Annotated in this window: 18 protein-coding genes and 3 pseudogenes; 14 read left to right on the top strand and 7 right to left on the bottom strand. The window is 71.8% G+C overall.

Going from position 1 to position 26,070, the window contains the following annotated elements; translation table 11 throughout:
• Nucleotides 1–28 precede the first annotated feature (28 nt).
• From lnt to BLW82_RS04130, 4 genes are all read left to right on the top strand, one after another.
• Entirely contained in the window at nucleotides 29–1,642 is a 1,614-nt protein-coding gene (gene lnt, locus BLW82_RS04145) for an apolipoprotein N-acyltransferase (RefSeq protein ID WP_093497517.1), read from the top strand.
• A gap of 66 nt (nucleotides 1,643–1,708) precedes the next feature.
• On the top strand, nucleotides 1,709–2,188 hold the full coding sequence (locus BLW82_RS04140) for an NUDIX hydrolase (protein ID WP_093497516.1): 480 nt from the start codon (nucleotides 1,709–1,711) through the stop codon (nucleotides 2,186–2,188).
• Nucleotides 2,189–2,242: 54 nt separating this feature from the next.
• Nucleotides 2,243–3,067: a 3-hydroxybutyrate dehydrogenase gene (locus BLW82_RS04135; RefSeq protein ID WP_093497515.1), complete on the top strand. Its 825-nt coding sequence runs from the start codon at nucleotides 2,243–2,245 to the stop codon at nucleotides 3,065–3,067.
• A 76-nt stretch (nucleotides 3,068–3,143) separates the two neighbouring features.
• The gene (locus tag BLW82_RS04130; protein WP_093497514.1) at nucleotides 3,144–5,111 is read left to right on the top strand and encodes a helix-turn-helix domain-containing protein; all 1,968 of its coding nucleotides are present in this window, start codon (nucleotides 3,144–3,146) and stop codon (nucleotides 5,109–5,111) included.
• A 31-nt stretch (nucleotides 5,112–5,142) separates the two neighbouring features.
• Here the strand turns inward: BLW82_RS04130 and BLW82_RS04125 are convergent.
• Nucleotides 5,143–6,233 (bottom strand): annotated as a pseudogene (locus BLW82_RS04125) (MFS transporter); the annotation flags it as partial.
• Nucleotides 6,199–6,402: pseudogene (locus tag BLW82_RS04120) on the bottom strand (transposase); the annotation flags it as partial. The pseudogenes BLW82_RS04125 and BLW82_RS04120, both read right to left, overlap by 35 nt.
• 103 nt (nucleotides 6,403–6,505) lie before the next feature.
• On the opposite strand from BLW82_RS04120, the pseudogene BLW82_RS43075 reads away from it, so the two are divergent.
• The 7 genes and pseudogenes from BLW82_RS43075 to BLW82_RS04085 all read left to right on the top strand — a co-directional run.
• Nucleotides 6,506–6,628: pseudogene (locus BLW82_RS43075) on the top strand (IS5/IS1182 family transposase); the annotation flags it as partial.
• Between the two features lie 200 nt (nucleotides 6,629–6,828).
• Nucleotides 6,829–7,332, top strand: coding sequence for an RNA polymerase sigma factor (locus BLW82_RS04115; protein ID WP_256216181.1), 504 nt, complete (start codon nucleotides 6,829–6,831; stop codon nucleotides 7,330–7,332).
• Nucleotides 7,329–8,144 carry a zf-HC2 domain-containing protein gene (locus BLW82_RS04110; protein WP_093497512.1) on the top strand — a complete coding sequence of 272 codons (816 nt, stop codon included), beginning with the start codon at nucleotides 7,329–7,331 and terminating at the stop codon, nucleotides 8,142–8,144. Before BLW82_RS04115 ends, BLW82_RS04110 begins: the two co-directional genes overlap by 4 nt.
• Entirely contained in the window at nucleotides 8,141–8,974 is an 834-nt protein-coding gene (locus BLW82_RS04105; RefSeq protein WP_093497511.1) for an ABC transporter ATP-binding protein, read from the top strand. Before BLW82_RS04110 ends, BLW82_RS04105 begins: the two co-directional genes overlap by 4 nt.
• On the top strand, nucleotides 8,971–10,371 hold the full coding sequence (locus BLW82_RS04100) for a hypothetical protein (protein WP_093497510.1): 1,401 nt from the start codon (nucleotides 8,971–8,973) through the stop codon (nucleotides 10,369–10,371). Before BLW82_RS04105 ends, BLW82_RS04100 begins: the two co-directional genes overlap by 4 nt.
• Nucleotides 10,368–10,943, top strand: coding sequence for a hypothetical protein (locus BLW82_RS04095; RefSeq protein WP_093497509.1), 576 nt, complete (start codon nucleotides 10,368–10,370; stop codon nucleotides 10,941–10,943). Before BLW82_RS04100 ends, BLW82_RS04095 begins: the two co-directional genes overlap by 4 nt.
• 891 nt (nucleotides 10,944–11,834) lie before the next feature.
• Complete coding sequence (locus BLW82_RS04085; protein ID WP_177232827.1) at nucleotides 11,835–15,161, top strand: S8 family peptidase; 3,327 nt, start codon at nucleotides 11,835–11,837, stop codon at nucleotides 15,159–15,161.
• Nucleotides 15,162–15,303: 142 nt separating this feature from the next.
• Here the strand turns inward: BLW82_RS04085 and BLW82_RS04080 are convergent, their stop codons facing one another.
• The 5 genes from BLW82_RS04080 to BLW82_RS04060 all read right to left on the bottom strand — a co-directional run bounded on the left by BLW82_RS04080 (nucleotide 15,304) and on the right by BLW82_RS04060 (nucleotide 22,875).
• Nucleotides 15,304–16,302: a helix-turn-helix domain-containing protein gene (locus tag BLW82_RS04080; RefSeq protein WP_093497507.1), complete on the bottom strand. Its 999-nt coding sequence runs from the start codon at nucleotides 16,300–16,302 to the stop codon at nucleotides 15,304–15,306.
• 127 nt (nucleotides 16,303–16,429) lie between these two features.
• A complete protein-coding gene (locus tag BLW82_RS46180) occupies nucleotides 16,430–16,846 on the bottom strand; it encodes an extradiol dioxygenase (RefSeq protein WP_371131472.1) in 417 nt (138 codons plus the stop codon).
• A 91-nt stretch (nucleotides 16,847–16,937) separates the two neighbouring features.
• Nucleotides 16,938–20,651 carry a S8 family serine peptidase gene (locus tag BLW82_RS04070; protein WP_177232826.1) on the bottom strand — a complete coding sequence of 1,238 codons (3,714 nt, stop codon included), beginning with the start codon at nucleotides 20,649–20,651 and terminating at the stop codon, nucleotides 16,938–16,940.
• Nucleotides 20,652–20,753: 102 nt separating this feature from the next.
• Nucleotides 20,754–21,182 (bottom strand): hypothetical protein, encoded by a 429-nt coding sequence (locus BLW82_RS44220; RefSeq protein WP_093497505.1) that lies wholly within the window; start codon nucleotides 21,180–21,182, stop codon nucleotides 20,754–20,756.
• A 181-nt stretch (nucleotides 21,183–21,363) separates the two neighbouring features.
• On the bottom strand, nucleotides 21,364–22,875 hold the full coding sequence (locus tag BLW82_RS04060; protein WP_093497504.1) for a hypothetical protein: 1,512 nt from the start codon (nucleotides 22,873–22,875) through the stop codon (nucleotides 21,364–21,366).
• A 571-nt stretch (nucleotides 22,876–23,446) separates the two neighbouring features.
• Here BLW82_RS04060 and BLW82_RS04055 point away from each other — a divergent pair.
• From BLW82_RS04055 to BLW82_RS04045, 3 genes are all read left to right on the top strand, one after another.
• Nucleotides 23,447–24,019, top strand: a complete 573-nt coding sequence (locus BLW82_RS04055) for a TetR/AcrR family transcriptional regulator (protein WP_093497503.1) — start codon at nucleotides 23,447–23,449, stop codon at nucleotides 24,017–24,019.
• A 40-nt stretch (nucleotides 24,020–24,059) separates the two neighbouring features.
• Complete coding sequence (locus BLW82_RS04050; protein WP_093497502.1) at nucleotides 24,060–25,043, top strand: zinc-dependent alcohol dehydrogenase family protein; 984 nt, start codon at nucleotides 24,060–24,062, stop codon at nucleotides 25,041–25,043.
• A gap of 255 nt (nucleotides 25,044–25,298) precedes the next feature.
• Nucleotides 25,299–26,054 carry an IclR family transcriptional regulator gene (locus BLW82_RS04045; protein ID WP_093497501.1) on the top strand — a complete coding sequence of 252 codons (756 nt, stop codon included), beginning with the start codon at nucleotides 25,299–25,301 and terminating at the stop codon, nucleotides 26,052–26,054.
• The last annotated feature ends 16 nt before the right edge of the window (nucleotides 26,055–26,070 follow it).

The following is a 26,070-nucleotide window of genomic DNA, read 5'->3' as shown; positions in this document are numbered from 1 at the left end:
GCAAGGTCAACCGCCGTACACTCCCGGAGTGACCGTCACCGCAACTTCCGTGGGCCAGTCGGACCAGCTCACGCCGCGTCCCGCGCCCCGCGCCCGCGCGCTCCGGCTGCTCCGCCGCCTGGTCCCGGCCGCCGTCTCCGCGCTCAGCGGAGTGCTGCTGTACGTCAGCTTCCCGCCGCGCACCCTGTGGTGGCTGGCGCTGCCCGCCTTCGCCGGATTCGGGTGGGTGCTGCGCGGCCGCTCCTGGAAGGCGGCCTTCGGCCTCGGCTACGTCTTCGGGCTCGCTTTCCTGCTGCCCCTGCTGGTGTGGACCGGTGTCGAGGTCGGCCCCGGGCCGTGGCTCGCGCTGGTGGCCATCGAGGCGATCTTCGTCGCGCTGGTGGGGGTGGGAGTGGCCGCGGTCTCCAAGCTGCCGGCCTGGCCCCTGTGGGCGGCCGCCATATGGATCGCGGGCGAGGCGGCACGCGCGCGTGTCCCCTTCCGCGGCTTCCCCTGGGGCAAGATCGCCTTCGGTCAGGCGGACGGCGTCTTCCTGCCGCTGGCCGCGGTGGGCGGCACCCCCGTGCTGGGTTTCGCCGTCGTCCTGTGCGGCTTCGGTCTGTACGAGGCGGGGCGGCTGGCCGTCGAGGGCCGACGCACCCGTGAGGTCCGGCGCGGGGCGGCGGCCGTGGCCCTGCTGAGCGTGGCCGTGCCCGTGGTGGGCGCGGTCGCGGCGCGCGGGCTGGTGAGCGACAAGGCCGAGGACGGTTCGGTCACCGTCGCCGTCATCCAGGGCAACGTCCCGCGGGCCGGCCTGGACTTCGCCTCGCAGCGGCAGGCCGTGCTCGACTACCACGTGAAGGAGACGCTCAAGCTGGCCGCCGACGTCAAGGCGGGCAAGGTCGCCAAGCCGGACTTCGTGCTGTGGCCGGAGAACTCCTCCGACGTCGACCCGTTCGCCGACGCCGACGCGGCCGCCGTGATCGACGGGGCGGCCAAGGCGATGGGCGTGCCCATCTCGGTCGGCGGGGTCGTCGAGCGGGGCGGCAAGCTGCTCAACGAGCAGATCCTGTGGGACCCGGTCAAGGGCCCGACCTCGACGTACGACAAGCGTCAGATCCAGCCCTTCGGCGAGTACCTCCCGCTGCGCGGACTGGTCGGCGCGATCAACAAGGACTGGACCAGCATGGTCCGGCAGGACTTCAGCCGGGGCACCAAGCCCGGTGTGTTCGACATCGACGGCACCAAGGTCGGCCTCGCCACCTGCTACGAGGCCGCCTTCGACTGGGACGTGCGGGACACCGTCACGCACGGCGCGGAGATGATCTCAGTGCCGAGCAACAACGCCACCTTCGACCGCAGCGAGATGACCTACCAGCAGCTCGCCATGTCCCGGATCCGCGCGGTCGAGCACAGCCGGACCGTCACCGTGCCGGTGACCAGCGGCGTCAGCGCGATCATCATGCCGGACGGGAGGATCACCCAGAAGACCGGCATGTTCGTGCCCGCCTACCTGGTGCAGAAGGTGCCGCTGCGCACCTCCGAGACGCCCGCGACCAAGCTGGGCATCCTCCCCGAGATCGCGTTGGTGCTGGTCGCGGCGGGCGGGGTCGGCTGGGCGATCGGGGCCGGGATGCGCGGCCGGCGCGCCGGTGACGCGTAGCCGTACACCCGCTGTACGCCCCGTTGCTCCGGCCGGTGCGCGGAACCCGGCCGTTAGGGTCGGTCCATGGCTACTCCTGACTTCATCCGCACGATCCGGGCCACCGCCGGGCACCAGCTCCTGTGGCTGCCCGGGATCACCGCCATCGTCTTCGACGACACGGGCAGAGTGCTGCTCGGCCGCCGCACCGACACCCGCAGGTGGTCCGTGATCGGCGGCATCCCGGAGCCGGGGGAGCAGCCCGCGGCCTGCGCCGTGCGGGAGGTCTTCGAGGAGACGGCGGTGCGCTGCGTCGCGGAGCGGGTGGTCCTGGTCCAGGCCCTGAACCCGGTCACCTACCCGAACGGCGACGTCTGCCAGTACATGGACATCACCTTCCGCTGCCGGGCCGTCGGCGGCGAGGCCCGCGTGAACGACGACGAGTCGCTTGAGGTGGCCTGGTTCGACGTGGACGCCCTGCCGGAGCTGAACGAGTTCGGGGTGTTCCGGATCAAGCAGGCCATGTCGGATGCACCCACATGGTTCGACGCTACGACTATCGGCTGAAGTATGTGTGCTGACGCCACGTGGGGGTGGGGGGTCGCCACCTAGGGTCGACCCATGAGTTCGCCCAGCACCCGCTCCGCCGCCCTCCCCGGCCCCGCACCCGTCCCGGACCTGCGCGGCCGCACCGCCCTCGTCACCGGTGCCGCCGGGGGCATCGGCCGCGCCTGCACCCTGCGTCTCGCGGCCGCCGGCGCCCGGGTCAGAGCCGTCGACCGGGACGAGCCGGGACTGGCCGAACTGGTGGACTCGGCCGCACGGGGCCTTGACCCGGCGGGCGGCGGGGCCGTCGAACCGTACGTCCTCGACCTCACCGACCTGGACGCGGCCGAACGCGCGGCGGCCGGCACCGACGTCCTCGTCAACAACGCGGGCATCCAACTGGTACGCCCCATCGAGGAGTTTCCGCCGGACGTCTTCCACACCGTACTGACCGTGATGCTGGAGGCGCCGTTCCGGCTCATCAGGGGCGCACTGCCGCACATGTACGGGCAGGGCTGGGGGCGGATCGTGAACGTGTCCTCCATCCACGGGCTCCGCGCCTCCCCCTACAAGTCCGCCTATGTGGCCGCCAAACACGGGCTGGAGGGACTGTCGAAGACGGCCGCCCTGGAGGGCGGGCCGCATGGGGTGACCTCCAACTGTGTGAACCCGGGCTATGTGCGCACCCCGCTGGTCGAGAAGCAGCTCGCCGACCAGGCACGGGCGCACGGCATCCTCGAGGAACGGGTGCTGTCCGAGATCCTCCTGACCGACAGCGCCGTCAAGCGGCTCGCCGAACCGGAAGAGGTCGCCGAGGCCGTGGCCTATCTCTGCGGCCCCCGGGCATCCTTCGTCACGGGTACCTCGCTGGTGCTCGACGGCGGCTGGTCGGCCCACTGAAGGTGCGGCACGTGTCGGCCGGGCGAGTTTTCCACAGGCCCGACGGGCCCCAGCGGTGATGCGGAATCCTGTGACCATGTCTCGCGATCACGTGCAGTCCGCCCGGCGGCCGGTCCCGGCCCCGGCGGCCGGTGTCCCCGACCTGGGCGGCGAAGCGCCCTGGGATGCCGAACCGGCGTACCTCGAACTGCTGGCCAGGGGTGCCTCGGCGGAGGCGTACGAGCAGCCGGTGCTGCTCGCCCGCGCCGAGAACCGGCCGCCGGAGCGGATCGCCGCCGTGGAGCGGGCCAAGCTCCTCGCGCTGCGCGTCCGCACCGAGCTGGAGGGCAGACGCCGACGCGAGGCCGAGCTGTCCGCCCTGTTCGAGACCGCGCACGACCTGGCAGGCCTGCGGGACGTGGACGCCGTGCTCCAGGCCATCGTCCAGCGTGCCCGCTCCCTGCTCGGCACCGACGTCGCCTATCTGAGCCTGAACGACCCGGAGCGCGGCGACACCTACATGCGGGTGACCGAGGGGTCGGTCGCGGCCCGCTTCCAGCAGTTGCGCCTGGGCATGGGGGAGGGGCTCGGCGGGCTCGTCGCGCAGACCGCGCGGCCGTACGTCACCGACGACTACTTCAAGGACGACCGCTTCGAGCACACGCTCACCATCGACGCCGGGGTGCGCGACGAGGGCCTGGTCGCCATCGTCGGTGTCCCGCTCATGCTCGGGCCGCACGTCATCGGGGTGCTGTTCGCGGCGGACCGGCGGGCCCGCGTCTTCGAGCGGGAGCAGATCGCGCTGCTCGGCTCCTTCGCCGCGCTCGCCGCGTCCGCCATCGACACGGCGAACCTTCTCACCGAGACCCGTTCGGCCATGGCCGGACTGGAGCGGGCCAACGAGATCATCAAGGACCACAGCGCGGCCATCGAACGTGCCTCGGACATCCACGACCGGCTCGCCGAACTCGTGCTGCGCGGCGGCCAGGTCCACGACGTGGCCGCCGCCGTCTCTCAGGTCCTCGGCGGCACGGTCGAGTTCACCGACACCGCCGACCCGCGGTCGCTGGAGACGTCGCGCACGGAGGGGCACGCGGTACGGCACGGCGGCGACTGGATCGCCGCGGTCGCCGCGGGCGGCGAACTCCTCGGCGCGCTGGTGCTGCGCGACCGTCCCGGTCTCGACCCCGTCGACCAGCGCACCCTGGAGCGCGCCGCGATGGTCACCTCGCTGCTCCTGCTGGCCGGCCGCTCCGCCGCCGAGGCCGAACAGCGGGTGCGGGGCGAGCTGCTGGACGACCTCCTCGACGCCCGTGACCGCGAACCGCGCCACCTGCGGGAGCGCGCCGCCCGGTTGCACGCCGACCTCGACGCCACCCACGTCGTGCTCGCCGCCCGCCCGGAAGGACCGGCCGCGGACGCCGAGGAGGCGGCGGCAGCGCGCCGTCGGCTGTGGTCGGCCGCCTCCCGCCTCGCCACCGCCCGGCACGGCCTGGCCGCCGCCCGCGACGGCGGCACCGTCCTGCTGCTGCCCCTCGCACCTGGTGACACCGCCGCCGACGTGGCCCGGCGCACCGCCCGGCACCTCGGCGCCGCCGTCCGCCGGCCGGTGACCGTCGGCGCCTCCGCCCCCGTCGCCGGCCTCGCCAGCCGCCCCGACACCGTGGCCGGCGCCTACGCCGAGGGACGCCGGTGTCTGGACGCGCTGGACCTCCTGGGCCGGGGCGGCGACGGCGCCGCGGCAGAGGACTTCGGCTTCCTCGGCCTGCTGCTCGCCGGGGAACGGGACGTCAACGGGTTCGTCACCCGCACCATCGGCCCGGTCGTCGCCTACGACAGGCGGCGCGGCACGGAACTGGTACGTACCCTCGACGCGTACTTCGCCTGCGGGACGAGCCCGGCCCGCACGAAGGACGAGCTGCACGTCCACGTGAACACCGTGGCCCAGCGGCTGGAGCGGGTGGCCCGTCTCCTCGGCGACGACTGGCAGAGCCCCGCCCGGGCGCTGGAGATCCAGCTGGCGCTGCGCCTGCACCGGTTGGGGGCGCCGCCGGAGCGCCGCTGATCCCCGGGGACAGGGGACCAGCGGCGCGGACTCAACGGGCGGGTACGTCTTCGCCGCGCGCCGGGACGGGCGTGGCGCCGTCGTCGGCCAGGTCGCGCCGCCGGGTCTCCTTGGCCACGCCCACGGCGATCAGGGTGAGCACGGACGCCGCGATCACGTACAGGGTGATCGGGGTGGAACTGCCGTAGTCGGCGAGCAGTGCGGTGGCGACGAGCGGGGCGGGGGCGCCCGCGGCGACGGAGGCGAACTGGGCGCCGACGGAGGCGCCCGAGTAACGCATCCGGGTCGCGAACATCTCGGCGAAGAACGCCGCCTGCGGCGCGTACATGGCGCCGTGCAGCACCAGACCGACGGTCACCGCCAGTACCAGGTACCCGAACCGCCCGGTGTCGGCGAGGGCGAAGAACGGGAACATCCACAGTCCGATCCCGGCCGCGCCCAGCAGATAGACGGGCCGCCGTCCGACCCGGTCCGAGAGCGCGCCCCACGCGGGGATGACGGCGAAGTGCACGGCGAGCCGATGAGTACGGCGTTCAGCGCCGTCTGCTTGGAGACACCGGCGGAGGTGGTGGCGTAGACGAGGACGAAGGCGGTGATGACGTAGTAGCTGATGTTCTCCGCCATGCGCGCGCCCATCGCGACGAGCACGTCACGCCAGTGATGCCGCAACACGGAGACGCGCGGCGGCTGTTCGGGCCTCTCAGCGCTGCGCCGGGCCTCGGACCGGGCCAACGCCGCACGGGCCACGGGCGATTCGTCGACGGAGAGCCGAATCCACAGACCGACGACGACGAGCACTCCGGAGAGCAGGAACGGGATCCTCCAGCCCCAGCTCGCGAAGGCGCCGTCCGACAGGACGGTGGTGAGCAGCGACAGCACGCCGGTCGCCGGCAACTGGCCGGCAGGCGCCCCGGTCTGCGGCCACGACGCCCAGAAACCCCGCCGGCGCGCCTCCCCGTGCTCGGAGACGAGCAGGACGGCTCCGCCCCACTCACCGCCCAGCGCGAACCCCTGGACGAGCCGCAGGAGGGTCAGCAGGACGGGCGCCGCAGCGCCGACCGTCGCATGCGTGGGCAGCAGTCCGATCGCGAACGTCGCCCCGCCCATCAGCAGCAGACTCGCTCGACGGCGTTCCCGGTCGCCGCCCGTTGTCGATGTCGTCCTGCCGCAACCACTTCGACAACGTGACGGGATGGATGCCGAGCTCCATCGCCGTCTGTCTGGCCTGCTTGCCGGCGCGGACCTGCGCGATGGCACGTGCCCGGAACTCCGGAGGACAGGGACGAGGCATGACTGCCAGCCTTCCGTGAAGGGCTGTCAGTTAGCCACCAGAACTGGAACCTGAGAGGTGGGGCAGGTCACCCTGTCACCCGAACGTGCAGCAGACCCGAAGCACCATGGCCTGGCTCGCTGGATGCCGTCGCCTCCGTCGTCGCTACGAGCGCAAAGCCGAGCACTTCCTCGCCTTCACCAGCATCGCTTGCACCCTCATCTGCTACCGCAGACTTGCCAAATGAGATGACCTCTAAGGTCACCGTGGCCAGTCTCGTGGCCACGGATGGCAGGGCGCGTCCCAGGCGGTGCTTGCGGAGGTGCATATGTGACGGGTATCACACCGGGCGAAAAACCTGCCGTTTGGGCCGGGCGTCTAGCAGGCGTGAGACCAGTCAGGGTGACAGCGCTGCACAAGCTGGACGAGGAGCGTCTCGTCCGGTTGGTGGCCAGGGGCGACCGTGCCGCGTTCGAGGAGCTGTACCGGCGTACGTCGCCGTGGTTGGCGGTGCGGCTGCGCCGCCGCTGTGCGGACGAACAGATCGTCACCGAGGTCATGCAGGAGACGTATCTGGCCGTGTGGCGCGCGGCGGGCTCGTTCGCCGGAGCCGCCGCCGGAGGGACGGCTGTCGGATGGCTGTGGACGATCGCAGCGCGTCGCTTGGTCGACGCGTTCCGGCGCAGGGCTCACCACGCGAAGCCGCCGCCCGCGGCCGCCTTGCGGCCCGTGGCGCCCGCCGCCGAGGAGGAGGTGCTCGCGGCGACCGTGGACGGGGACGTCGGGGACGCGCTGCGGCGCCTCGCGCCGGAACTCAGGCACGTACTGCAGGCCATGGTGCTCGACGGGTTGTCCGTCCGGGAGACCGCCGTCCTGCTCGGGCTGCCCGAGGGCACGGTCAAGACCCGTGCCCGCCGGGCACGGATCGCTATGCGAAAGGCGCTGGCATGAGCGTGGAACACGCCTCGATGCGGATCATCCACGGTTACGCGCGCGGCGACACGGAACTCGCCGCCGACCAGGTATGGGCACTGGAAGCCCACCTGGAGGCGTGCGAGGTGTGCCGTGACCGGCTGTCGGCCGCCGTCACGGCCGAGGCGCCCGCCGTGGCCGCGCTGGTCGAGACCCTGTGGTCCGGCCTCCAGGCCCAGCTGACCGCCGGCCCTTTGCGGCGCCGGCGGCGCTGGGCGGCGCGGCTGTCGGGGTGGCTGACGCCCACGATGGTGCCGTGGCTGGCCATGGTCGGGAGCGTGACGCTGATCGCGCTGCTGCTGGACCTGGTCGGCCCCGGCTCTGGTGAGGTGTCGCTGGTGCTGCTGTTCTCCCCGGTGCTGCCCGTGCTCTGCGTCGCGGCGTCGTGGTCGCAGGGTCTGGACCCGTCATACGAGCTGACGGCCTCCGTACCGAGGGCCGGGCTCTATCTGGTGCTGCGACGCACCGCGTCCGCACTCGTCGTGGTCATTCCCGCGCTGCTGGTGGGCGGATGGGCGACGGGGCTGATGACGGCCCAGTGGCTGCTGCCCTGTCTGGCCTTCACGGCGACGACGCTGGCGCTCGGCAGTGTCTTCGGTGTGACCCGCGCCGCCGTCGTGCTGGCCGCCGTGTGGGCCGCCGTGATCGTGGCGCCGACCCTGGCCACCAGCCGTACGAGCTTCGCCCTGCAGACGGACGGTCTGCCCGTATGGGGGCTGATCCTCGTGCTCAGCATTGGTGTCGTGATCGCCCGCAGAGGCGCGTACTCCGTGCTGGGAGCCCATCAATGACCATCAGAAAGGGACACCACATGACATCCGCGGTGAACGCGGCCGACATCGCACCGACGGCCTACGCCTGGGAGATCCAGGCAACCGGGCTGAAGGTCAGGGTCGGCAGGAACCGGATGGCAGTCGACGGCCTCGACCTGTCGCTGGGAACCGGCGTACACGGTCTCCTCGGCCCCAACGGGGCAGGCAAGACCACCCTCATCCGGGTGCTGGCCACCGTACTGCGCCCCACCGAGGGCACCCTGGAGCTGCTCGGCGAGTCCGTGGGCGGCCTGGGCGAGCACCGTGCGCTGCGCCGCCGGATCGGTTACCTGCCGCAGGAGTTCGGCTACTACAAGCGCTTCACGGTGCGCGAGTTCGTCGAGTACATGGCGTGGCTGAAGGAGGTACCGAAAGCGGACATCCCCGCGGCTGTCCAGCGGGCCGTGGAGCGGGTCGGTCTGGCCGACCGCGCCGACGAGCGGATGAAGGCCCTGTCGGGGGGCATGGTGCGGCGGGTCGGCATCGCCCAGGCCATCGTCAACGACCCGGCGATCCTGCTGCTGGACGAGCCGACGGTCGGCCTGGACCCGGCACAGCGACTGCGTTTTCGCGAGTTGCTGCAGGAGTTGGGAATGGACACCTGCGTGCTCGTCTCGACTCATCTGGTGGAGGACGTCGCCGCCGCCTGCACCGACGTTGTGGTCTTCGCCGAGGGGCGACTGGTCTTCCAGGGTTCTCCGGACGAGCTGGCCTCGATGGGCGGCTCGGAGCACGTGGGTGACAGTCCGCTGGAGCGCGGCTACTCGGCGCTGCTGCTCAACCCCGAGCAGGGAAGGGGAACTTGGTGAACATCCGTGTCCTGGGCATCGAGCTGAGGCGCTCTGTCGCCCTTTGGGCGGGCCCCGTGGTCCTGGCGCCGGCGCTGGCGTTCCTGTACCTGATTCCCGGATCGTGGTGGTCGGGCACCACGGCGTGGACGGCCCAGTGGACGTCGATGGCCCTGTGGACCCGCTCCGTGTTGTTCTATCTGTGGCCGCTTGCCGTGGGGCTCGGGGCGCTGCAGGGCCTGCGTGACCAGCGCTCGAAGATGTCCGAGCTGCTGACGACCACGTCGCGGCCCGCCCGGCACCGCGCTGCCATGCTGGCGGGCGCGACGGGGATCACGCTGGCCTCGGCCTTCGCGCTTCTCGTCCTCGTGGGTGGGGTCCAGGTGCTCGCCAACACCGAGTACATGCACCTCGGGTGGTTGCCGATCTCGCTGGTGGGGGCGTTCTCTCTCGTCGCGGGGGCCGTGCTGGGCATGGGGGCCGGGCGGGCTCTGCCGTCCGTGCTCACCCCGCCCGCGCTGGCCATGGGCGCCTTCGTGTTCACAGCCCTCATGTACATGTCGCTGGGCCGGACGGAGACGATCACGGCGGCGGGGGCCCCGGTCACGGAGCCGAACCGGGTCTCGCTGCTGTCACCGACGGTGGAAGACGCACGCGAGGCGTTCGTCACGCTCTCCGCCTCCGTGCACGTCGGGCAGACGATCTGGCTGCTCGGTATGGCCGCGACCGGCTTCGCGCTGCTGGTCGCCGCGACTCCGCGCGCCCGGCTGCTGGCCCTGACGCCCGTCCTGGCGGGCGCGGTGATCGCCCTCCTCATCCTCCCTTCCGATCCGCGCCGGATCTATGTCGTCGACAAGGCCGCCGCGGTGCAGGTGTGCGACGGCCCGGTGTGCGTGACGAAGACGCAGCGGGCACGACTCGCCGACGTGGCCGGTCCCGGTAAGGAGGCACTGCGGCTGCTGCACGGCGCCCTGGGCAGCCAGGCGCCGGTCTCGGTCCGGGAGAACACCGCCATACTGCCGGAGGGCTCCACTCCGCGGTGGTCCCGTAAGACCGTGCTCTTCGACTTCGACGACGACATCATCGCCGCCGCCGCGAAGGGCAAGGAGCTGACCTGGGCCCTGATCGCCAAAGGCATGGTGCCAGGATGCACCCCCACCGGCTGGAGCAGCTTTGGACCAGATGAATTCGCGCAGACCGTCGCCATAGGCTGGGTCCTCGGGGACCTCAAGCCGCTTCCCGGCACGTTGTCAGCAGGTTTGCGCCGCGAGATCGACGCCGAGACCCGCCCAGTGTGGAAGGAACTCAAGGCGCTTCCGCGGGCCGAGCAGCTCTCGCGGATCAATGCGATGCGCGCCGCAGCACTCTCCTGCAAGGGCGACACGTTCGACGCGCTGAAAGGCGGTGCGTCCCGGTGAGATGGCTGACGCTGTATGCGCGCTCGCGTCAGGTACCCGCGTCGCTCGCAGCGGTGGTGATCGGCGCGGTGACGGTGTGGTCACTCGCCCGGGACGGGAGCTCGGGGCCCGGTAATCCGAAGCTGCCCGTGCTCATCCTCACCACGGGGGTGATGGCGGTCTCGGTCGGGCTCGGCGGGCAGGACCTCGCACTGGACCGGACGGCCGCGATCCGCTGGATACCTCGCAGGGCGGCGCATGTGCTGCTCGCCGGCGCGGCCGTCGCCGGTGTGCTGCTGACAGTGCAGACCGTGGGGGTGTCCATGGCCACCACTGCGTTCGTCGTCCGGAACAGCGCGGGCCTGATGGGACTGGTCGCCCTCGGCGCTGCGCTCTCAGGCAGCCAGTACGCCTGGACGCTGCCGTTCGCTTGGCTCTCGTTCGTGTTCTTCGCCCCGCCCCCGACGAGTGTGCCGATGCAGGCGGTGATGTGGATGCTGCTGCCACCCGGCACGACAGCGGCCACCTGGACGGCCCTCGTCCTCGCGGTCGCTGGCACCACGGCCTACGCCGTCGCGGGTCCCAGGCGGTAGCCGGGCCGGGGCACGCCGCGCAGCTCGGCGACCCGACGACGCTACTCGGCTTCATCCACGCCACCTTCAACCTGGCCACCATGTAGCCGAAGTGACGGCCTGGACCTACCCAGTAATCGACTCAGCCGACGTTGGCGTTCGGACCCCATCTTGAGCAGGCCCCGGAAACGCCAAGATCCAGCCCGATTAATGCGATCGGACGGGATCTCATCAACCAGCCACACCTGGCGTCGTGAACGGTCCTGGCGGTGTGCCGACGTCGACTCCGGGGGCGACGTCGATCACGTACTGCCTCCCTTGGCGCCGGATGCGCCACCGTAGGTTGTCGCTCGGGCCGGCGGGCGGCCGCGGTTCGCCGGACGGCTGCCCGGAGGGTGGAGCATGGCTCGTCTTCGAGGACGAGGCCGGTTTTTCCATGATGTCGCCGCACGCGCGAACGTGGTCGCAGCGAGGACGTACCCCGTGGTGCGGGCCCGCGGCCCCTCCGGCAGGCGCGTCTGCATCGCCGCGCTGACCTGCTACTAACCCCGCTGCGGGTCGTGTCTGATCTGCCGGCCCGCCGTGACTGCGGCAACCGCGGCGGCCGCCGGAGCTCCGCCGGGCGCAGCCGAAGGGTTTGTGGTCGAGCCGGTGAGGAAAGGCTGTGCGTGATCTCCCGCGGCCGGCTCGACATCACCCGGGGATCGGCTCGCTCTGTTCGTCCATGAGCCGCCAACCTGGACGCTTTTGCCCTCTTTGTGGGGTATAGGGGTTGGCGTAAAGGTGACTTGACGCCTGGTGGACAGGGCAAAATGCTGACCTCGGCACTTGACGGCACCACGCTGTCCTCCCATGAGAGACATGAACAACAGGTGGCGCCGGGGGATCCGCCCTCCCCGCCCTCGGCATACGGTGGCAGCCGCCGCCCTCGTGGCGCTCGTGGCCGGACTGACCGCCGCCCCCGGCGCCGCTCAGGACCTCGGCCCGGGCACCGGGCGAACGGAAGCCGCCGCGCAGGCCGGAGCGGCCCGGTCGCCGATCATCTCCCGGCATCAGCTCACACTGATCACCGGCGACCGCGTCACGCTGGAGACGGACAGCTCGGGCAAGCAGAGTGTGTCGGTCGAGCCCGCCAAGGGCCGCGAACGAGTGGCGTTCATCAAGCGCCAGACCGGTCGCGACTGGACCGTCATACCCGCCGACACGCTCCCGCTGCTCGCGACGGGCCGCCTCGACAAGGCGCTGTTCAACGTCTCCGCCCTGGTCCGGGGCAAGTACGCGCAGCGGTCGAGCCTGCCGCTGATCGTCGAGTACGCCGGCGACGCGGGCACCGCCCGGCGACAGCTCACCGCCGCCGGTGCCGACGCCGTCCGCCCCATCGGCGGGACCCCCTTCGCGACCCTCGGCGAACACCGCGCGGACGCCGCCGGGTTCTGGAAGGGCATCGCCCTCGGCCGGGCGGGCGCCACGTCCTTCGGCGCGGGTGTGCGCCGGGTCTGGCTGGACGGCCACTCCAGGATCCAGCTCGACAGCACGGTGCCGCGCATCGGCGCCCCGCACGCCTGGGAGGAGGGCTACACCGGCACCGGCGTGAAGGTCGCCGTCCTCGACACCGGGTACGACCCCCATCACCCGGACCTCAAGGGCGTCGTCACCGAGTCCGCGAACTTCACCACCGAGCCGAACACCGACGACCTGAACGGCCACGGCACCCACGTGACCTCCACGGTCGCCGGTTCCGGTGCGGCCTCGGACGGCAAGTACAAGGGTGTGGCACCCGGCGTCCAGATCCTGTCCGGCAAGGTGTGCACCGCGGACGGCAACTGCGACAACGCGAACATCGTCGAGGGCCTGGCCTGGGCCGCCCAGCACGGCGCCAGGGTGATCAACCTCAGCCTGGGCGACACGGACACGCCGGAGACCGACGCCGTCGAGGCCATGGTCGACACCGTGTCCCGCGACTACGGCACGCTGGTCGTGGCCGCGGCCGGCAACAGCGGTCCCGACAAGGTCTCCTCACCCGCCTCCGACGACCGGGCGCTCGCCGTCGGCGCGGCCGACGAGAACGACGACCTCGCCGGCTTCAGCTCGGTCGGCCCGCGGGTGGGCGACTCCGGCCTCAAGCCGGACATCATCGCCCCCGGCCTCAACGTCGTCGCCGCACAGGCAGGCGGCACCACCGCCGACGACGGCTACGTCGCGATGAGCGGCACCTCCATGGCCACGCCCCACGTGACCGGAGCCGCCGCCATCCTGTTCCAGCAGCACCCCGACTGGACGGCCGAGCAGGTCAAGCGCCAGCTGATGCAGTCGGCGACCGGCGCCAAGGAGCACGGCGCCTACTTCCAGGGCGCCGGACGCGTCGACGTCGCCCGGGCGGTCGACCAGGACGTCACCGCCGACACCACCGCACTGGACTTCGGGCAGATCCGCTGGACGGACGGCAAGCGGCCGCCGGTGACCAAGACCATCACCTACCGCAACCCCGGCGCCGCCCCGGTCACCCTCCAGCTGAAGGACAACCCGAGCAGCGGCAAGAAGGACGTGCCGGCACCGGCCGGCGTGTTCCGGCTCAGCGCCGACTCGGTCACCGTGCCCGCGCACGGAACAGCGGACGTCACCCTCACCGCGACGCCGGAGGCCACGACCACGTACGCCGCCTACAGCGGCGTGGTGAGCGCGACCTCGGCGGACGGCCAGGTCTCGGTGCGCGTCCCGTTCGGCATGGACGTCGAGCAGCCCTCCTACGACCTGCGCATCGACATGAAGAGCCGCACGGGCGCCGCCCCCGACAACGCCTACCTGCTGGTCAACTCGGCCGACGGCAAGGCGTACGACGTCGAGGCGCTCGGCAAGAGCAGCACGGTGGTGCGACTGCCGAAGGACACCTACTCGGTGAGCGGCTTCTACTTCGACGCCGCCTTCACCGAGAGCACCATCGTCGGTGTGCCGAAGGTCGTGATGACCGCCGACCGGCAGGTGACCATCGACGCCCGGAAGGCGAAGCCCGTCACGGTGTCGGCACCGAGCAGCTCCGCGCGCATCATGTCGGCCGAGATCGGCACGATCAGCATGGCCGACCAGCTCCTCTCGGTCACCATGTACAACGCGATCGGCACGGACCACATCGACGGCGTGTACGCGCTGCCGACGGCCCGGGACAAGGAATCGAAGTTCACCTACCTCGTCAGCAGTGTCTGGGGCGACCCGGCCGGCCCCGACGGGAATCCGTCCTCGGTCTACTACCTCACGCGACCGGTGCACGGCGCGATCCCGGCGGACCCCGCCTATCACCCCCGCAAGTCGGAGCTGGCCCGGGTGAACACCACGTTCGCCGCGACCGCGCCCGGCACCACGGCCACGCGCATCGTGTGGACGTACGTCGACAACGTCCGCTTCAGCGGACGGGCGATGGAGGGGGTCCCGGTCCCGACGCGACGCGTCGACTACTTCTCGGCGGCCGACGGCCTGCGCTGGCAGACAGCCTTCGACCAGAACAGCTTCCTCGACCCGAACGCGCACGGGCAGAGCTACCTGAGCGACCTGCACGGCTACAAGGCCGGCTCCCAGGTCGAGGAGCGCTGGAACGGCGGGATCCAGGCCGTGGGTCTCTCGGACCAGATGGCCGCCTTCCGCGAGGGTGACACGATGTACCGGCCCTTCCAGTCGGCCGCCAACGGCAACCTCGACCTGGTGGCCGACACCACGGCCGGGCTGCCCAAGGTGGAGCTGCGACGCAACGGCGAGCTGGTCTCCCAGGACTGGAGCATGAGCGACGTCCCGGCCGACGCCACCCCCGCCGACTACCGTCTGACGGTCGAGCACAACCGTGACCTGGCTCCCAGCTCCGTCTCCACGAGTGTCCGGGCGGAATGGCGGTTCCGGTCGCAGACCACGACGACCCGGCAGGCGCTGCCGCTGTACGCGGTCCGTATGTCGCCGAAGCTGGACGAGTGGAACCGGGCCGAGGCCGGCCGCAGGCTCGACATCCCGGTCCTGATCCAGCGGACGGCCGGCGCCCCGGCCTCGCCCGTCCGGGTCTTCACCACCGAGGTCTCCTTCGACGAGGGGAAGACCTGGCAGTCGGTGCGGATCAAGGGCTCCGGCATGGAGCGCACCGTGACCGTGGAGCACCCGCGCAGCGCCGCGGGCGGCTCGGTCAGCCTGCGCGTCTACGTCGAGGACGCGGCGGGCAACTCCTTCAAGGAGACCGTCATCAAGGGCTACCTGCTCAAGTAGCCGCCTTCGCGGAGCAGCCGCTTCCTCGAGCAACGCTTCCGCGAGCAGTGCAGCCCGGCCGCAGCGGCCGGACGGTCGAGGACAGGGCCCGCCGGACACATCCGGTGGGCCCTGTTCGTGTGCGGTGCGGCGTCCGCCGTACTCAGAGCCAGTCGCGGCGGGCCGCGTGCCAGCCCAGCTGCATACGGGTCACGACGCCCGCCAGGCTCATCAGGCCCTGGATGCGCCGCTGGACGGTGCGCTTGCTGACCCGCAGCTGTCCGGCAATCGCCTCGTCCGTCATGCCGGCGACCATCAGGGAGAGCAGGTGCCGGTCCTCCCCGACCGGCGAGGCGGTATCCGTGGTGCCGGCGCCGCCGATCTGGCCCTCCTCCGTCACCCGGAGCGGGGCACCGACCTCCCAGTGGTGTTCGAACAGGGCGATGAGCGCGTCCAGCAGGCTGCTCTCCCGCACCACCGCGGCCCGCAGTTCCCGGGGATTGCGGGATGTGCCCGAGGCGGCCAGCGGCAGGATGGCCACCGAGCGGTCGGCGATCGCCATCCGCAGCGGCAGCAGAGGCACCGCCCGGGCGACCTCTCCCGCGCGCACGCCCTTGACGACGCAGTCCACCGCGTCGGGGTAGTCGAAGTACGCCTGCTCGTACAGGGCCCGGTAGAGCACGCCCCGGTCCAGCGCGTCGAACTCCTCCTGGTTGCTCTCCGGCGACATGGCCACGTACTGGGCCTTCACGAACCACATCATCTCGCGGTCGGTGCCGTGCTGGAGCTGGCGCAGATGCTGGCGCAGCGCCGCCGCGCCGGTGATGATCTCGACGGCCTCGCACGTGCTCCGGGCCCATACGCTGCGGCGGTGTGTCTCCGCCAGTTCGTAGACGGCGGCCCGGGTCTGTTCCAGGGCGTCGAAGTGGCGTTGGAGCCGGGGCATGAGGGCCACCTGCGGCGGCACGACCGTGAACCATTCGGGACTGTCCTCGGCCGCCGACGCCAGGCCCTTGTGCTCCAGCGCGCGCAGCAGCAGCCGCGCGGTCACGACGTCGAGGTCCGAGCGGCCGGATATGTCCTGAGCGGACGCAGTCCCGGTGGCGACCAGAAGGCGGTACACCTCACTCTCGTCGGCCGTCAGGCCCACCGTCTCCAGCATGTCGCCACCTCTCTCAGATCCGGGCCGCCTCCGCCCCGGTTTCCACGGGGGAACGCGTTCGGCCCGGCGGATGATTCCGCCGGGCCCTGTGACCAGGCACCGCGTCGGTTGTCGCCGGCGATCTGGTTCACCGTGACGGGGAGGTGCCGTCGCCATCCGGCGGACCCCGGGCGGGGCCGCTCGAGTACCACAGACTGTGGGTCATCGGGTGGCGAGGTGCGTACGGCGGCGGTTCGGCGCCACTGGGCGGACGCACCGCCGTCAGCCTGTCCCAGCGCTGCTCGCTGACCGACACATCGGACAGAACTCGTGCTGGGGGGCGTCCTCGGCGGGGTGTACGGCGATCTCTGCCGCGGGGCGGCTCGAAGATCAGCCACCCGCCGCCCGCGTCGACAGCCGGGAAGGCGACGACGTCGCGGATGAAGGCGCGGTCGGCCGCCGCGTCCTGGCTGTAGAGGATGAGGTGGGTGCCGTGGATCATGCGGGGCCACAGGCGGTCCACGAGCACTCGCCTGCCGTTCCGCGACGAGGTGTCCTCATGGATCCTCCGGCACCTGGGAACGCCGCGTGGGCGGGGCCGCCGGCTGCGGTCCCGCCCACGCGGTGCTGTCCCGGGTGGTCTCCCGGGGGTGACGTCAGCGCAGGCCGAAGGCCCGGGTGATCGTCTGCGAGACGGTGTTGCCCGCGCTGTCCCGGGCGCCGACCCGGAGGGTGACGAAGTCGGCGGACCGCGGCGCGCGCAGGCTGGTGCGCCACCCGTCGTCGCACCGGCTGAGGTCGGTCCGCTGCCAGGTCGCACCGTCGTCGTACGACACCTCGACGGTCGGCTTCCCGATGGCGGCCGTGGTGCCCGGCAGGTGCGAGGCACTCACCGTCAGACCGGCGTGCCGGTCGGCACGGCCGGACTTGTCGGTGTCCACGCCATAGTCGAGCTGGATGAGCGGCAGGGACGCCGCCGCGTCGCTGCCCGTGACCGCGGAGGTGAAGTCCCACTCGGTCAGCGTGTGCGTCGAGTACGGGTCGGCCCAGGTGCCGCGGTCGTTGTCGACGACCAGCCGGTAGGGCAGCGGCTCGGCGCCGAGGCCGGGAACCTGCAGGTACTCGGCGTTGCCCCAGTCGAGCTGCTGGTCGCCCTGGTAGAGCGACATCCAGTCCTTGACGTCGAAGTTCGCGCCGGCCTCGCCGACGTGGCCGGATCCCGAGTCACCCCAGCCGGGCGCGGTGATGTACATGGTGTCGAGGTAGCGCACCGGCTGGTAGTTGACCGGTCCCATGCGGGGCCGCTGGATCGGGCCGAACCAGCTGACCTTGCCGGTCTTGCGCGCCGGGTAGGTCAGCGGCTCGATCGAGTGCTGCCCGGTCTCGCCCTGGATGAAGGCGTCGTCCAGCCACGTGGTGCCGGCGGTGACCCAGTCGGTGCGCTCGCCCTGGGCGGGCGCGGTGAGCTGGTTGCCGACGGCCCAGCCGCGCCAGACGTCCGGGCGGAACTCCATCGCCTTGCCCTGCCGGTAGTTCCGGAAGGACACGTTCACCCGGCCGAGGTCCTTGGACTCCTCACGCCAGGTCGGGTCCGCCGGAACGGCGCCCGTCCAGTGGTGCACGACGTCGTAGACGTAGTCGGTCGTGGGGTGCGAGGTGACCTTCAGCGAGACCGCGCCGTGCCGAAGCCGGCCGAGCAGGTCGGCGCCCTGGTCGGCGTTGAGCGTCGCCACCGTCACCGGGGCCGGGCTCTCCGGACTCCAGGGGTTCTCGTCCCAGGGCTGCAGCCGGCCGACGCCGTCGTTGACGACCAGCAGCAGCCGGGCGCCGGCGGCCGCGGCGGCCTCCGCCTGGGCCTTGATCCCTGCCGTGCCGGCGCCGCGCACCACGACGGCCTTGCCGCGCACGTTCTGCCGCGCGAGCTCCTCGGCCGTGCCGTCACCGGCGAAGACCGCCGTCAGGTTCCGGGTACCGGCGGGCAGCGGCGTGGCAGCGCGCTTGACCAGCGGGTCGTTGTAGGTGGTCGACTTCGTGCTCAGGGTCAGCGCAGGCTGTTCGAGGCGGAAGCGGGCGCCGGTCTCGAACTCGCCGTCGGTGACCTTCTTGCCGGTCGGGAGCGCCCAGATGCTGTCGTACGACGGGTCCGGCAGCATCGACGTCTCCACCAGGCTGTCGCTGAAGGACCGGTGGGCATCCAGGCGCGGCGCGACGGCGGTGGTCTGCTGCGGCACGCGCGCCAGGATCCGGCGTGCCTGGCGGCCGTCCAGGGTGACGGTACGGTCCTGGTCCAGCTTCACGTCGTTGAAGGCGAGCAGCACCATGCCGCGCGAGTGCGGGCCTTCGGCGCCCTGCACGTCACCGGTGAGCCAGCCGCTGTAGCTGCCGACGGGCAGCCGTGCCGTGCCGGTGCCGGACGCGTCGAGGTCCAGCACCGTGAAGAGGTGCTCGGCGGTCAGGACGACCCGGCCCGCCAGCGGCTTGCCCGAACGGTCCTTGGCGACCACGGTCAGATTCTGCCGCTGGCCCTCGCGGGCCGCGCCGATCAGGGTCCTGGCGCGGACCGTCCCGGCGCCGTCCGTACCGGTGATCATGGCACTGACCGACTGGTCGCCCGCCAGCTTGTCCAGAGCCGCGGTCAGCGTGACCGCGGCGGTGCCGTGCGCGGGCACGGTGACATGGTCCTCGGAGAGGCTGAACAACCCGGCCGGGACGGTGCCGTTGACCGCCAGGCCGAGGCTGACCGGGGCGTCGCCGACGTTGGTGTACGTCACCGTCTGGACGTCGGTCTCCCCGGGCTTCGGGGGCCACGTGTGGAAGCCCGAGTAGGCGGTCGTGGTCGCGAAGACCGTGGCGTGCACGGCCGCCAGCGCGTCGAGCCGGCCGGCGCCCGCCTGGTACGGGGTGTACGCCGGGGTTGCCTTGGCGCTGCTGACCAGAGCTTCCTTGAGCTGGGTGCCCGTCCAGTCGGGGTGCTCGGAGGCGAGGAGCGCGGCGGCACCGGCGACGTGCGGCGTCGCCATCGACGTGCCGCTCATCGTGGTGTAGTAACCGGAGCCGCGCTTGTAGTGCGAGCGCGCCGCGACGATGTCGACGCCGGGCGCGGTGATCTCCGGCTTCAGCCCGCCGTCGCCGTCACGCGGGCCCTGGCTGGAGAAGTCGGCGAGCGTGTCGGTGGAGTCGACGGCGCCGACGGTCAGCGCGGAGTCCGCGGCACCGGGGCTGCTGATGGAGTGCGGGCCGCCGTTGCCCGCCGCGATCACGAACAACGCGCCCGTCTCGTGGCTGAGTTCGTCGACGGCCTGGCTCATCGGGTCGGTCTTGTCACCGTCGCCGCCCAGACTCATGCTGATGATCCTGGCCTTCTGGTCGCGGGCGGCCCACTCCATGCCCGCGATGATCCAGGACTCCTGACCGCTGCCCTCGGAGTTGAGCACCTTGCCGACGGCCAGCCGGGCGCCGGAGGCGACACCCCGCTCCTTGCCGTCGGAGGCACTGCCCGTGCCGACGATGGTCGAGGCGACGTGCGTGCCGTGGCCGTTGTAGTCGGCGATGTCGTCCTCGTCGGGGACGAAGCTGGCGCTGTCGGACACCTGCCCGACCAGGTCCGGGTGTTCGGTGTCCGCGCCGCTGTCGAGCATCGCGACCTTCACGCCCTGGCCGGTGTCGCCCTCCGCCCATACCTTCTGCGCGCCGATCTGGGCGGTGGAGTCGGCCAGGTCGGCCTTTACCTTGCCGTCGAGCCACACGTGGGCGACGCCGCCCGCGAAGGACGGCTTCGCGGACCGGGCCGCCGCGCCGGAACCGCCGGTGAGCGAGGACCAGAACTCCGGTGCCTGCTTGTGGTTCTGGGCGAGGGCCGCGCCCTGGATGCTGTCCAGGCGGCGGACGTCGGCCGAGCCGGCCACCTTCGTCCGGGTGCGGGCCTTGGCGGCGGCCCCGGTGTAGCGCACGATCAGCGGCAGCCGGGAGCTGTGCGCGTCGTCATAGCCCTCGGCGATCAGCCGCGTCACGTTGAAGAGCTGCCTGTCGAGTTTGCCGGCGCTCACGTACGGCAGGGCGGCGTCGGGGTAGACATAGGTGGCGCCGTCCACGACAACGCGGTGGAAGCCGGTGGTGGCTCCGCTCGCGGCCTGGAAGGAGCGCACGACGGTGCCGTCGGCGGCGGTCCCGATGGTGACCTTGTCACCCGTGATCAGGGTGACGGTGTGCGTGCCGATACCGCCGGGGATCGTGTGTCCGGCGTCGTTGTGCGACACCTCACCGGCGGAGTACGCGGACACAGCGGCGGTCGCCGGTATGACGCCGAGTGCGAGCGCGGCCGCCACGGCGAGGGCGATCGGCCCGGGCCGGGGGATGGGAACCTTGGGCAAAGAAGACTCCTGAGACGCGGCGAAGAGCGAAAAGATCACTGGATCCTCTGGCCTCCCCCGCCGTCGTTCAAGGGGTAGCCCATGTCGCTCTTGCGCCATGGCTCAGTTGCGCCGCGAGCAGGCGGCAGCCACCCGAAGTTGACCGGCACGCCGCTGCGGACGGTGGGCACCAAGGGCCGCGACGGCTTCGCGTCGGCGCGCGTGCCGGCGTGGCCCCTGGCCGCTCAGCTCTTCGGGGTGAGGTCGAAAGCGGGGTAGGACGGCGTGGGCGGCCCGAAGCCGGACGACGGGTAGCCGGACGGTGCGTGGGATGCCGTCGTCGTCGCAGAGCTGGGGCGCGGACGGCGCGAACACGTGGTGATCGACCACGCGCTCGGCCGGGAAGGTGACGTCGTCGCCGACGACCGTGTCGCCCGTGCTGATCTTGGTCGGCAGTTCGCGGTGCTTGAGCGGTGCGCCGACGTAGATCGCCTCCAGGAAGCCGTCGCCGGGGCCGGCCTTGGCCGGGGCGAAGCCCTTCGGCGGCTTCACGTCGTGGACCTTGCGGCCGTCGATGTGCGGTTCGGTGCGCTTGAGGGGCTGCCTTGAGGAGCCGCAGGGCGTAGTCGTAGTTCACCGCTTCCAGCCGGCCGGCGGTGGTACACACCGCCGCCGGCCCTCCGTAGCAGACGGGCAATGCGCCCTGCACTGGTTCTGACACCCGGACGACGTGTCAGTTCCCACCGCGGGGACGCCGGGAGAGCGCTACGGCCGTGCCACCGGCCAGCAGCAGCGCGCCGGCCGCCCAGGCGATCCAGCCGCCGCCGAATCCGGTGTCGGCCAGCAGCCCGGACCCTGCGGAAGGGCCGCCCGAAACGGAGCCGGACGTTCCGGCCGCGGGGCCGCCCTGCGCCAGCCGCAGGGTCAGCGCCGCGCTGTCGTTGGAGGCGTCGGGGTCGAGCCCCTTCATGACCTCCAGCGTGCGGACCTGGCCCGCGGAGACGGCCGGGGTACGGGGGCCGATGGCGACGGTGAACGACAGGACGTGTCTGTCCCCCGGGGCGGGGTCGCCGAAGTAGCACTGGTAGGAGGACCGGCCCATCCGGGGGCCGGGGTCCGACCCGTCGTCCGTGGGCGGCGGCTGGCAGTTGTCCGGGATCCTCGTGGCCTTCGTGCCCGGCGGCAGCTTGACGAGGACCGGGAGGAAGGCGTCGTCGTCGAGGAGGTCCTGCACCACCGCCGGCCCCCGGTCGACCACCGTGGCGTGCAGCGTGGCGTGACCGCCGCGCCGCCCGCTGACGGTGTCCCCGGTGACGGCGAAGTCGGCGTGGTTGACGCTGTTGACGTAGGTGGTGAAGTACGGGTCGATGTTCCCGTCGGACGGCATCACGCCCTTCGGGACCAGGGTCAGTGGGGCCCCGGGGCCGTTCGCCGGGGCGGCACTCGTCAGCGGGGTGAACTCGTAGAAGATCTTGTCACGCAGGGCCTCGTCGCCGACCTTGACGGACAGCGGCGACGACAACGCGTACTGCCGGCCGGGCTCCACCGGGGTGGGGAAGTCGCACAGGGTCTCCCGCACGACGTGCCCCCCGCGGTCGCTCGCCGGCACGTCGCGGCAGTTGGCCCAGGAGCCCTGGAGGTGCAGCCCGGCGGTGGTGTCGATCCGCAGCTCCACCCCCTTGGCCGCCGGGAGTTGGCCGTTGTTCCACACGTGGAGCGGAAAGGTCAGCGTGTCGCCCGGCACCTGGTGCAGCTGCTCGGCGGACGCGCTCACCTTCAGCTGCGTCGCGCCGTTGGTCAGGGTGAGGCGGTCGCCGGTGACGGTGGCGTCCGACGCCGTGCCGGAGACGGTCACGGTGCCGCTGCTGCCGACGACCGCACCGGGCTTCGGCACCAGCGTGATGGCGTGGAAGTCCGAGGTGGCGGACGCCAGGTCCAGCGTGCAGAGGTTGCCCTTGCAGTGCTCCGACGGTGCCGGCTCGGCGAAGTCGGCCACTCCGGACAGGTCGACGGTCAGGTGGACGTGGTGCGCCGTGCCCCCGCCGGCCACCTTCCACCGGTAGGACAGGTCCACGCTCGGCGGCTCCGTGCCGATGAAGAGCTCGTGCTCGGCGAACTGGACCGTCATCCTCTGTGCGGCGTCCGCGTCGGCGCGGGCCGGACCCGTGCCGAACACCCCCGCCAGCAGCGCCACCGCGCCCGCCGCCGCCGTCGCGACCGCGCGTACCCGTGATCGTCTCGCCATCCGCCGGAAACCTTCCCCCGCGCGCCGGGAGGGTCCCGGCCCGCCGTGCTTCACAGGTTTGACCCGCGAGACGCGGAAATGGTTGCGGCCGGCCGGGCTCAGGTGTCCGCGCTGCCGGGCACGCCGGGTCCAGGAGGCAGGACACGGACGATCACCTGACGGACCGGGAGTACCTCCGGCGGGCCACTCGGGTGAGCATGACTGGGTGACGGCATGGACGTCCCGGGCGACCTTTCACCTTGCGTGTGGCCCAGGCAGCCTCGTGTCGTCCCACGCCGAACGCGGCCTGGCCGACTGGCCGCGCTCACCGTCGATGCGCTGGAGACGCTGACGCGCAACCGACTCACGTGCCTTCAGGCCCGTCGTCCTCGACGGTTTCGTCGCGGAGACCGGCCTGTCCCTCCACCTGCTACCGCCATGACGTCGCGAAACGCCGCCGCCGGGAACTCGTTCGCCGCGGTCGTCCGCCACGCAGGCACTTCCCTTGAGGCGGGCTCGGGTGGTCACGCGGGCCATGTCCTTGCGTCGCTTAATCGAACGTACTAGTCTGTTTGATTAAGGAGGTGGGGTCATGGTGACGCAGGTCAGGAAGACGAAGTCCGAGGAGAGGATCCTCGCTGCGGCGGCCGAGCTGTTCTACGCGAACGGGCTGCGCGGCGTCGGGATAGAACAGGTCATCGCGGCGTCGGGCGTCGCGAAATCGACGCTGTACGTGCACTTCCGCACCAAGGACGAGCTGGTCGCGGCCTACCTGCGACGGACGGACGAATCCTGGCTGGCCCAGCTGCAGGGCGCCGCCGCACGCGCGGGGGACGACCCTCGTGAGCAGCTCGTCGGGATGTTCGACGCGCTGACGGACGCCTTCGACCGGCACGGCTTCTTCGGATGCCCGTTCGTGAGTGCGGCGGTCGAGGCCGACCTGGACTCGGAGGCCCGGGCCATCACCGTGCAGCACACGCGACGCCGTCAGGCATGGCTGACCGAGCTGAGCGGGAAGGCCGGCGCCGGTGCCCCCGAGACGCTGGCCCGGCACATCGGACTCCTGGTGGACGGCGCCCTGGCCGCCGGGCGTCTGCTCCAGGACCGCACGGTCGTGGACGAGGCGAAATCCGCGGCGCGCCTGCTGGTCGCCGGTCACGTGTGATCGCGTGCAGACGCACCCGAGACAGGAAAGAGGCGCACTCATGCGCGCAGTGGTTCTGCAGGAGTTCGGCACCCCGCTGATCCTGAGTGAGATCGAGAAGCCCACCGCCGGCCCCGGCCAGGTGCTGGTCAGGGTACGGGCCAGCGGCGTCAACCCGCTGGACACCAAGATCCGGGCCGGCCGGGCCCCTCACGCCCGACGCACGCTGCCCGCCGTGCTCGGCCTGGACCTTGCCGGCGTGGTCGAGGAAGTCGGCGCGGGCGTCACGGACCTCGCACCCGGCGACGAGGTCTACGGCATGACCGGTGGCGTCGGTGACCTGCAGGGATCGCTCGCCGAGTACGCCTCCGTCGACGCCCGCCTGCTCGCCCGCAAGCCGGGCTCGCTCACCGTGCGCGAGGCCGCCGCCCTGCCTCTGGTCGTCATCACGGCCTGGGAGGGCCTGGTCGACCGGGCACAGGTCCACCAGGGGCAGAAGGTCCTCGTCCACGGCGGTGCCGGCGGAATCGGCCACGTGGCCGTTCAGATCGCCCGGGCCCGCGGCGCCGAGGTCTTCGCCACCGCCTCGCCCGCGCGGCTGGAGGTCGTCAGGAGCCTGGGGGCGACGCCGATCGACCACACCACCACGGACGTGGACGAGTACGTCGCCAAGTACACCGGGGGAGAGGGCTTCGACGTCGTCTTCGACACCGTCGGCGGTCCCGTGCTCGACGCGTCCTTCACGGCGGTACGCACCTACACCGGCCACGTCCTGAGCGCACTGGGCTGGGGCACCCACAGCATCGCGCCACTCTCCTTCCGCGCGGCCACGTACTCCGGCGTCTTCACCCTGCTGCCCCTGCTGACCGGCCGTGGGCGAGAGCACCACGGAGAGATCATGCGCGAGGCGGCCGCCCTCGCCGACGCGGGGGCACTCAGGCCCTTGCTCGATCCGCGGCGCTTCACACTCGCCACCGTCGCCGACGCCCACGCGGCCGTGGAGAGCGGCACCGCCCAAGGCAAGATCGTGATTGACGTCGACTGACACTCGTGGCCGAACTCCTCCAGGATCACGGCCCCCGCCCGCACCGCGCTCGCGGCCCGGCTGCTCGCGTCCCCGACCCCGGGGACGGGCCAGTACGCCGTCTCCGCCCGGGTTCAGCCGCCGTGGCCCGCGGCGCCGCCACGCACATCGTCGACCGCGTGATCGGCGATCCCCACGTCCCGCTCGGCACGCGGGGGCGCTGAGCCGCGAGCCCTGTGCCTTGCCTGCCCGGGGAGACGGGGGCACGCTGGTGGCATGAGCGTTCACGAGCCCACGCTCATCACGTCGGTGCAGCGAGCCTTCCGTCTGCTGGAGTCGGTGAGCGCGCACGAGAACGGCGCGCCCGCGAAGCAGCTGGCCCGGGAGACGGGCCTGCCGCTGGCCACCGCCTATCACCTGTTGCGCACGATGGTCCACGACGGCTACCTGCGGAAACTGGCCGACGGCGGCTTCGTCCTCGGCGACAAGCTGGGCACGCTGCACACCACGGGGCAGTGCCAGGCGCTGCTCAGCCGGGTCCGGCCGGCACTGGCCGCGCTCCGTGACGAGCTGGGCACCGCCACCTACCTCACGTTCTACGAGGAAGGCGAGATCAGCGTGGCCGAGATCGTCGACGGCCCCCGCACCCCCCGGGCCGACCTCTGGGTGGGGTTCGAGGACGCCGGGCACGCCACCGCGCTGGGCAAGTCCGTGCTGCGCGAACTGGACGAGGAGGCCCGCCGCGAGTACCTCTCCCGGCACGACCTCGCCGACCTGACGCCGCGGACCATCACCACCCTCCCGGAGCTGATCCGCAACATCGACGCCTCCCCCATGGCACCAGCCGTCACCGACCTCGAGGAGTACGCGCTGGGCACGGTGTGCGTCGCCGTGCCCGTCTACCGCGGCGACGTCCTCGGCTCGCTCGGCGTCTCCCTCCCGGCGGAACGGCTCTCCCGCCTGCAGGAGGTCCGGGCCCGGCTGCTCCCGACCGCGGCCCGCGTCACCCGGGGCCTCTCGCTCACTATCTGAAATCCCACTCCTTGTG

This window comes from Streptomyces sp. Ag109_O5-10, assembly GCF_900105755.1.
Lineage (GTDB): Bacteria > Actinomycetota > Actinomycetes > Streptomycetales > Streptomycetaceae > Streptomyces.
The sequence above is the reverse complement of the archived record's forward strand: the minus strand, read 5'-3'. Positions and strand labels throughout refer to the sequence as shown.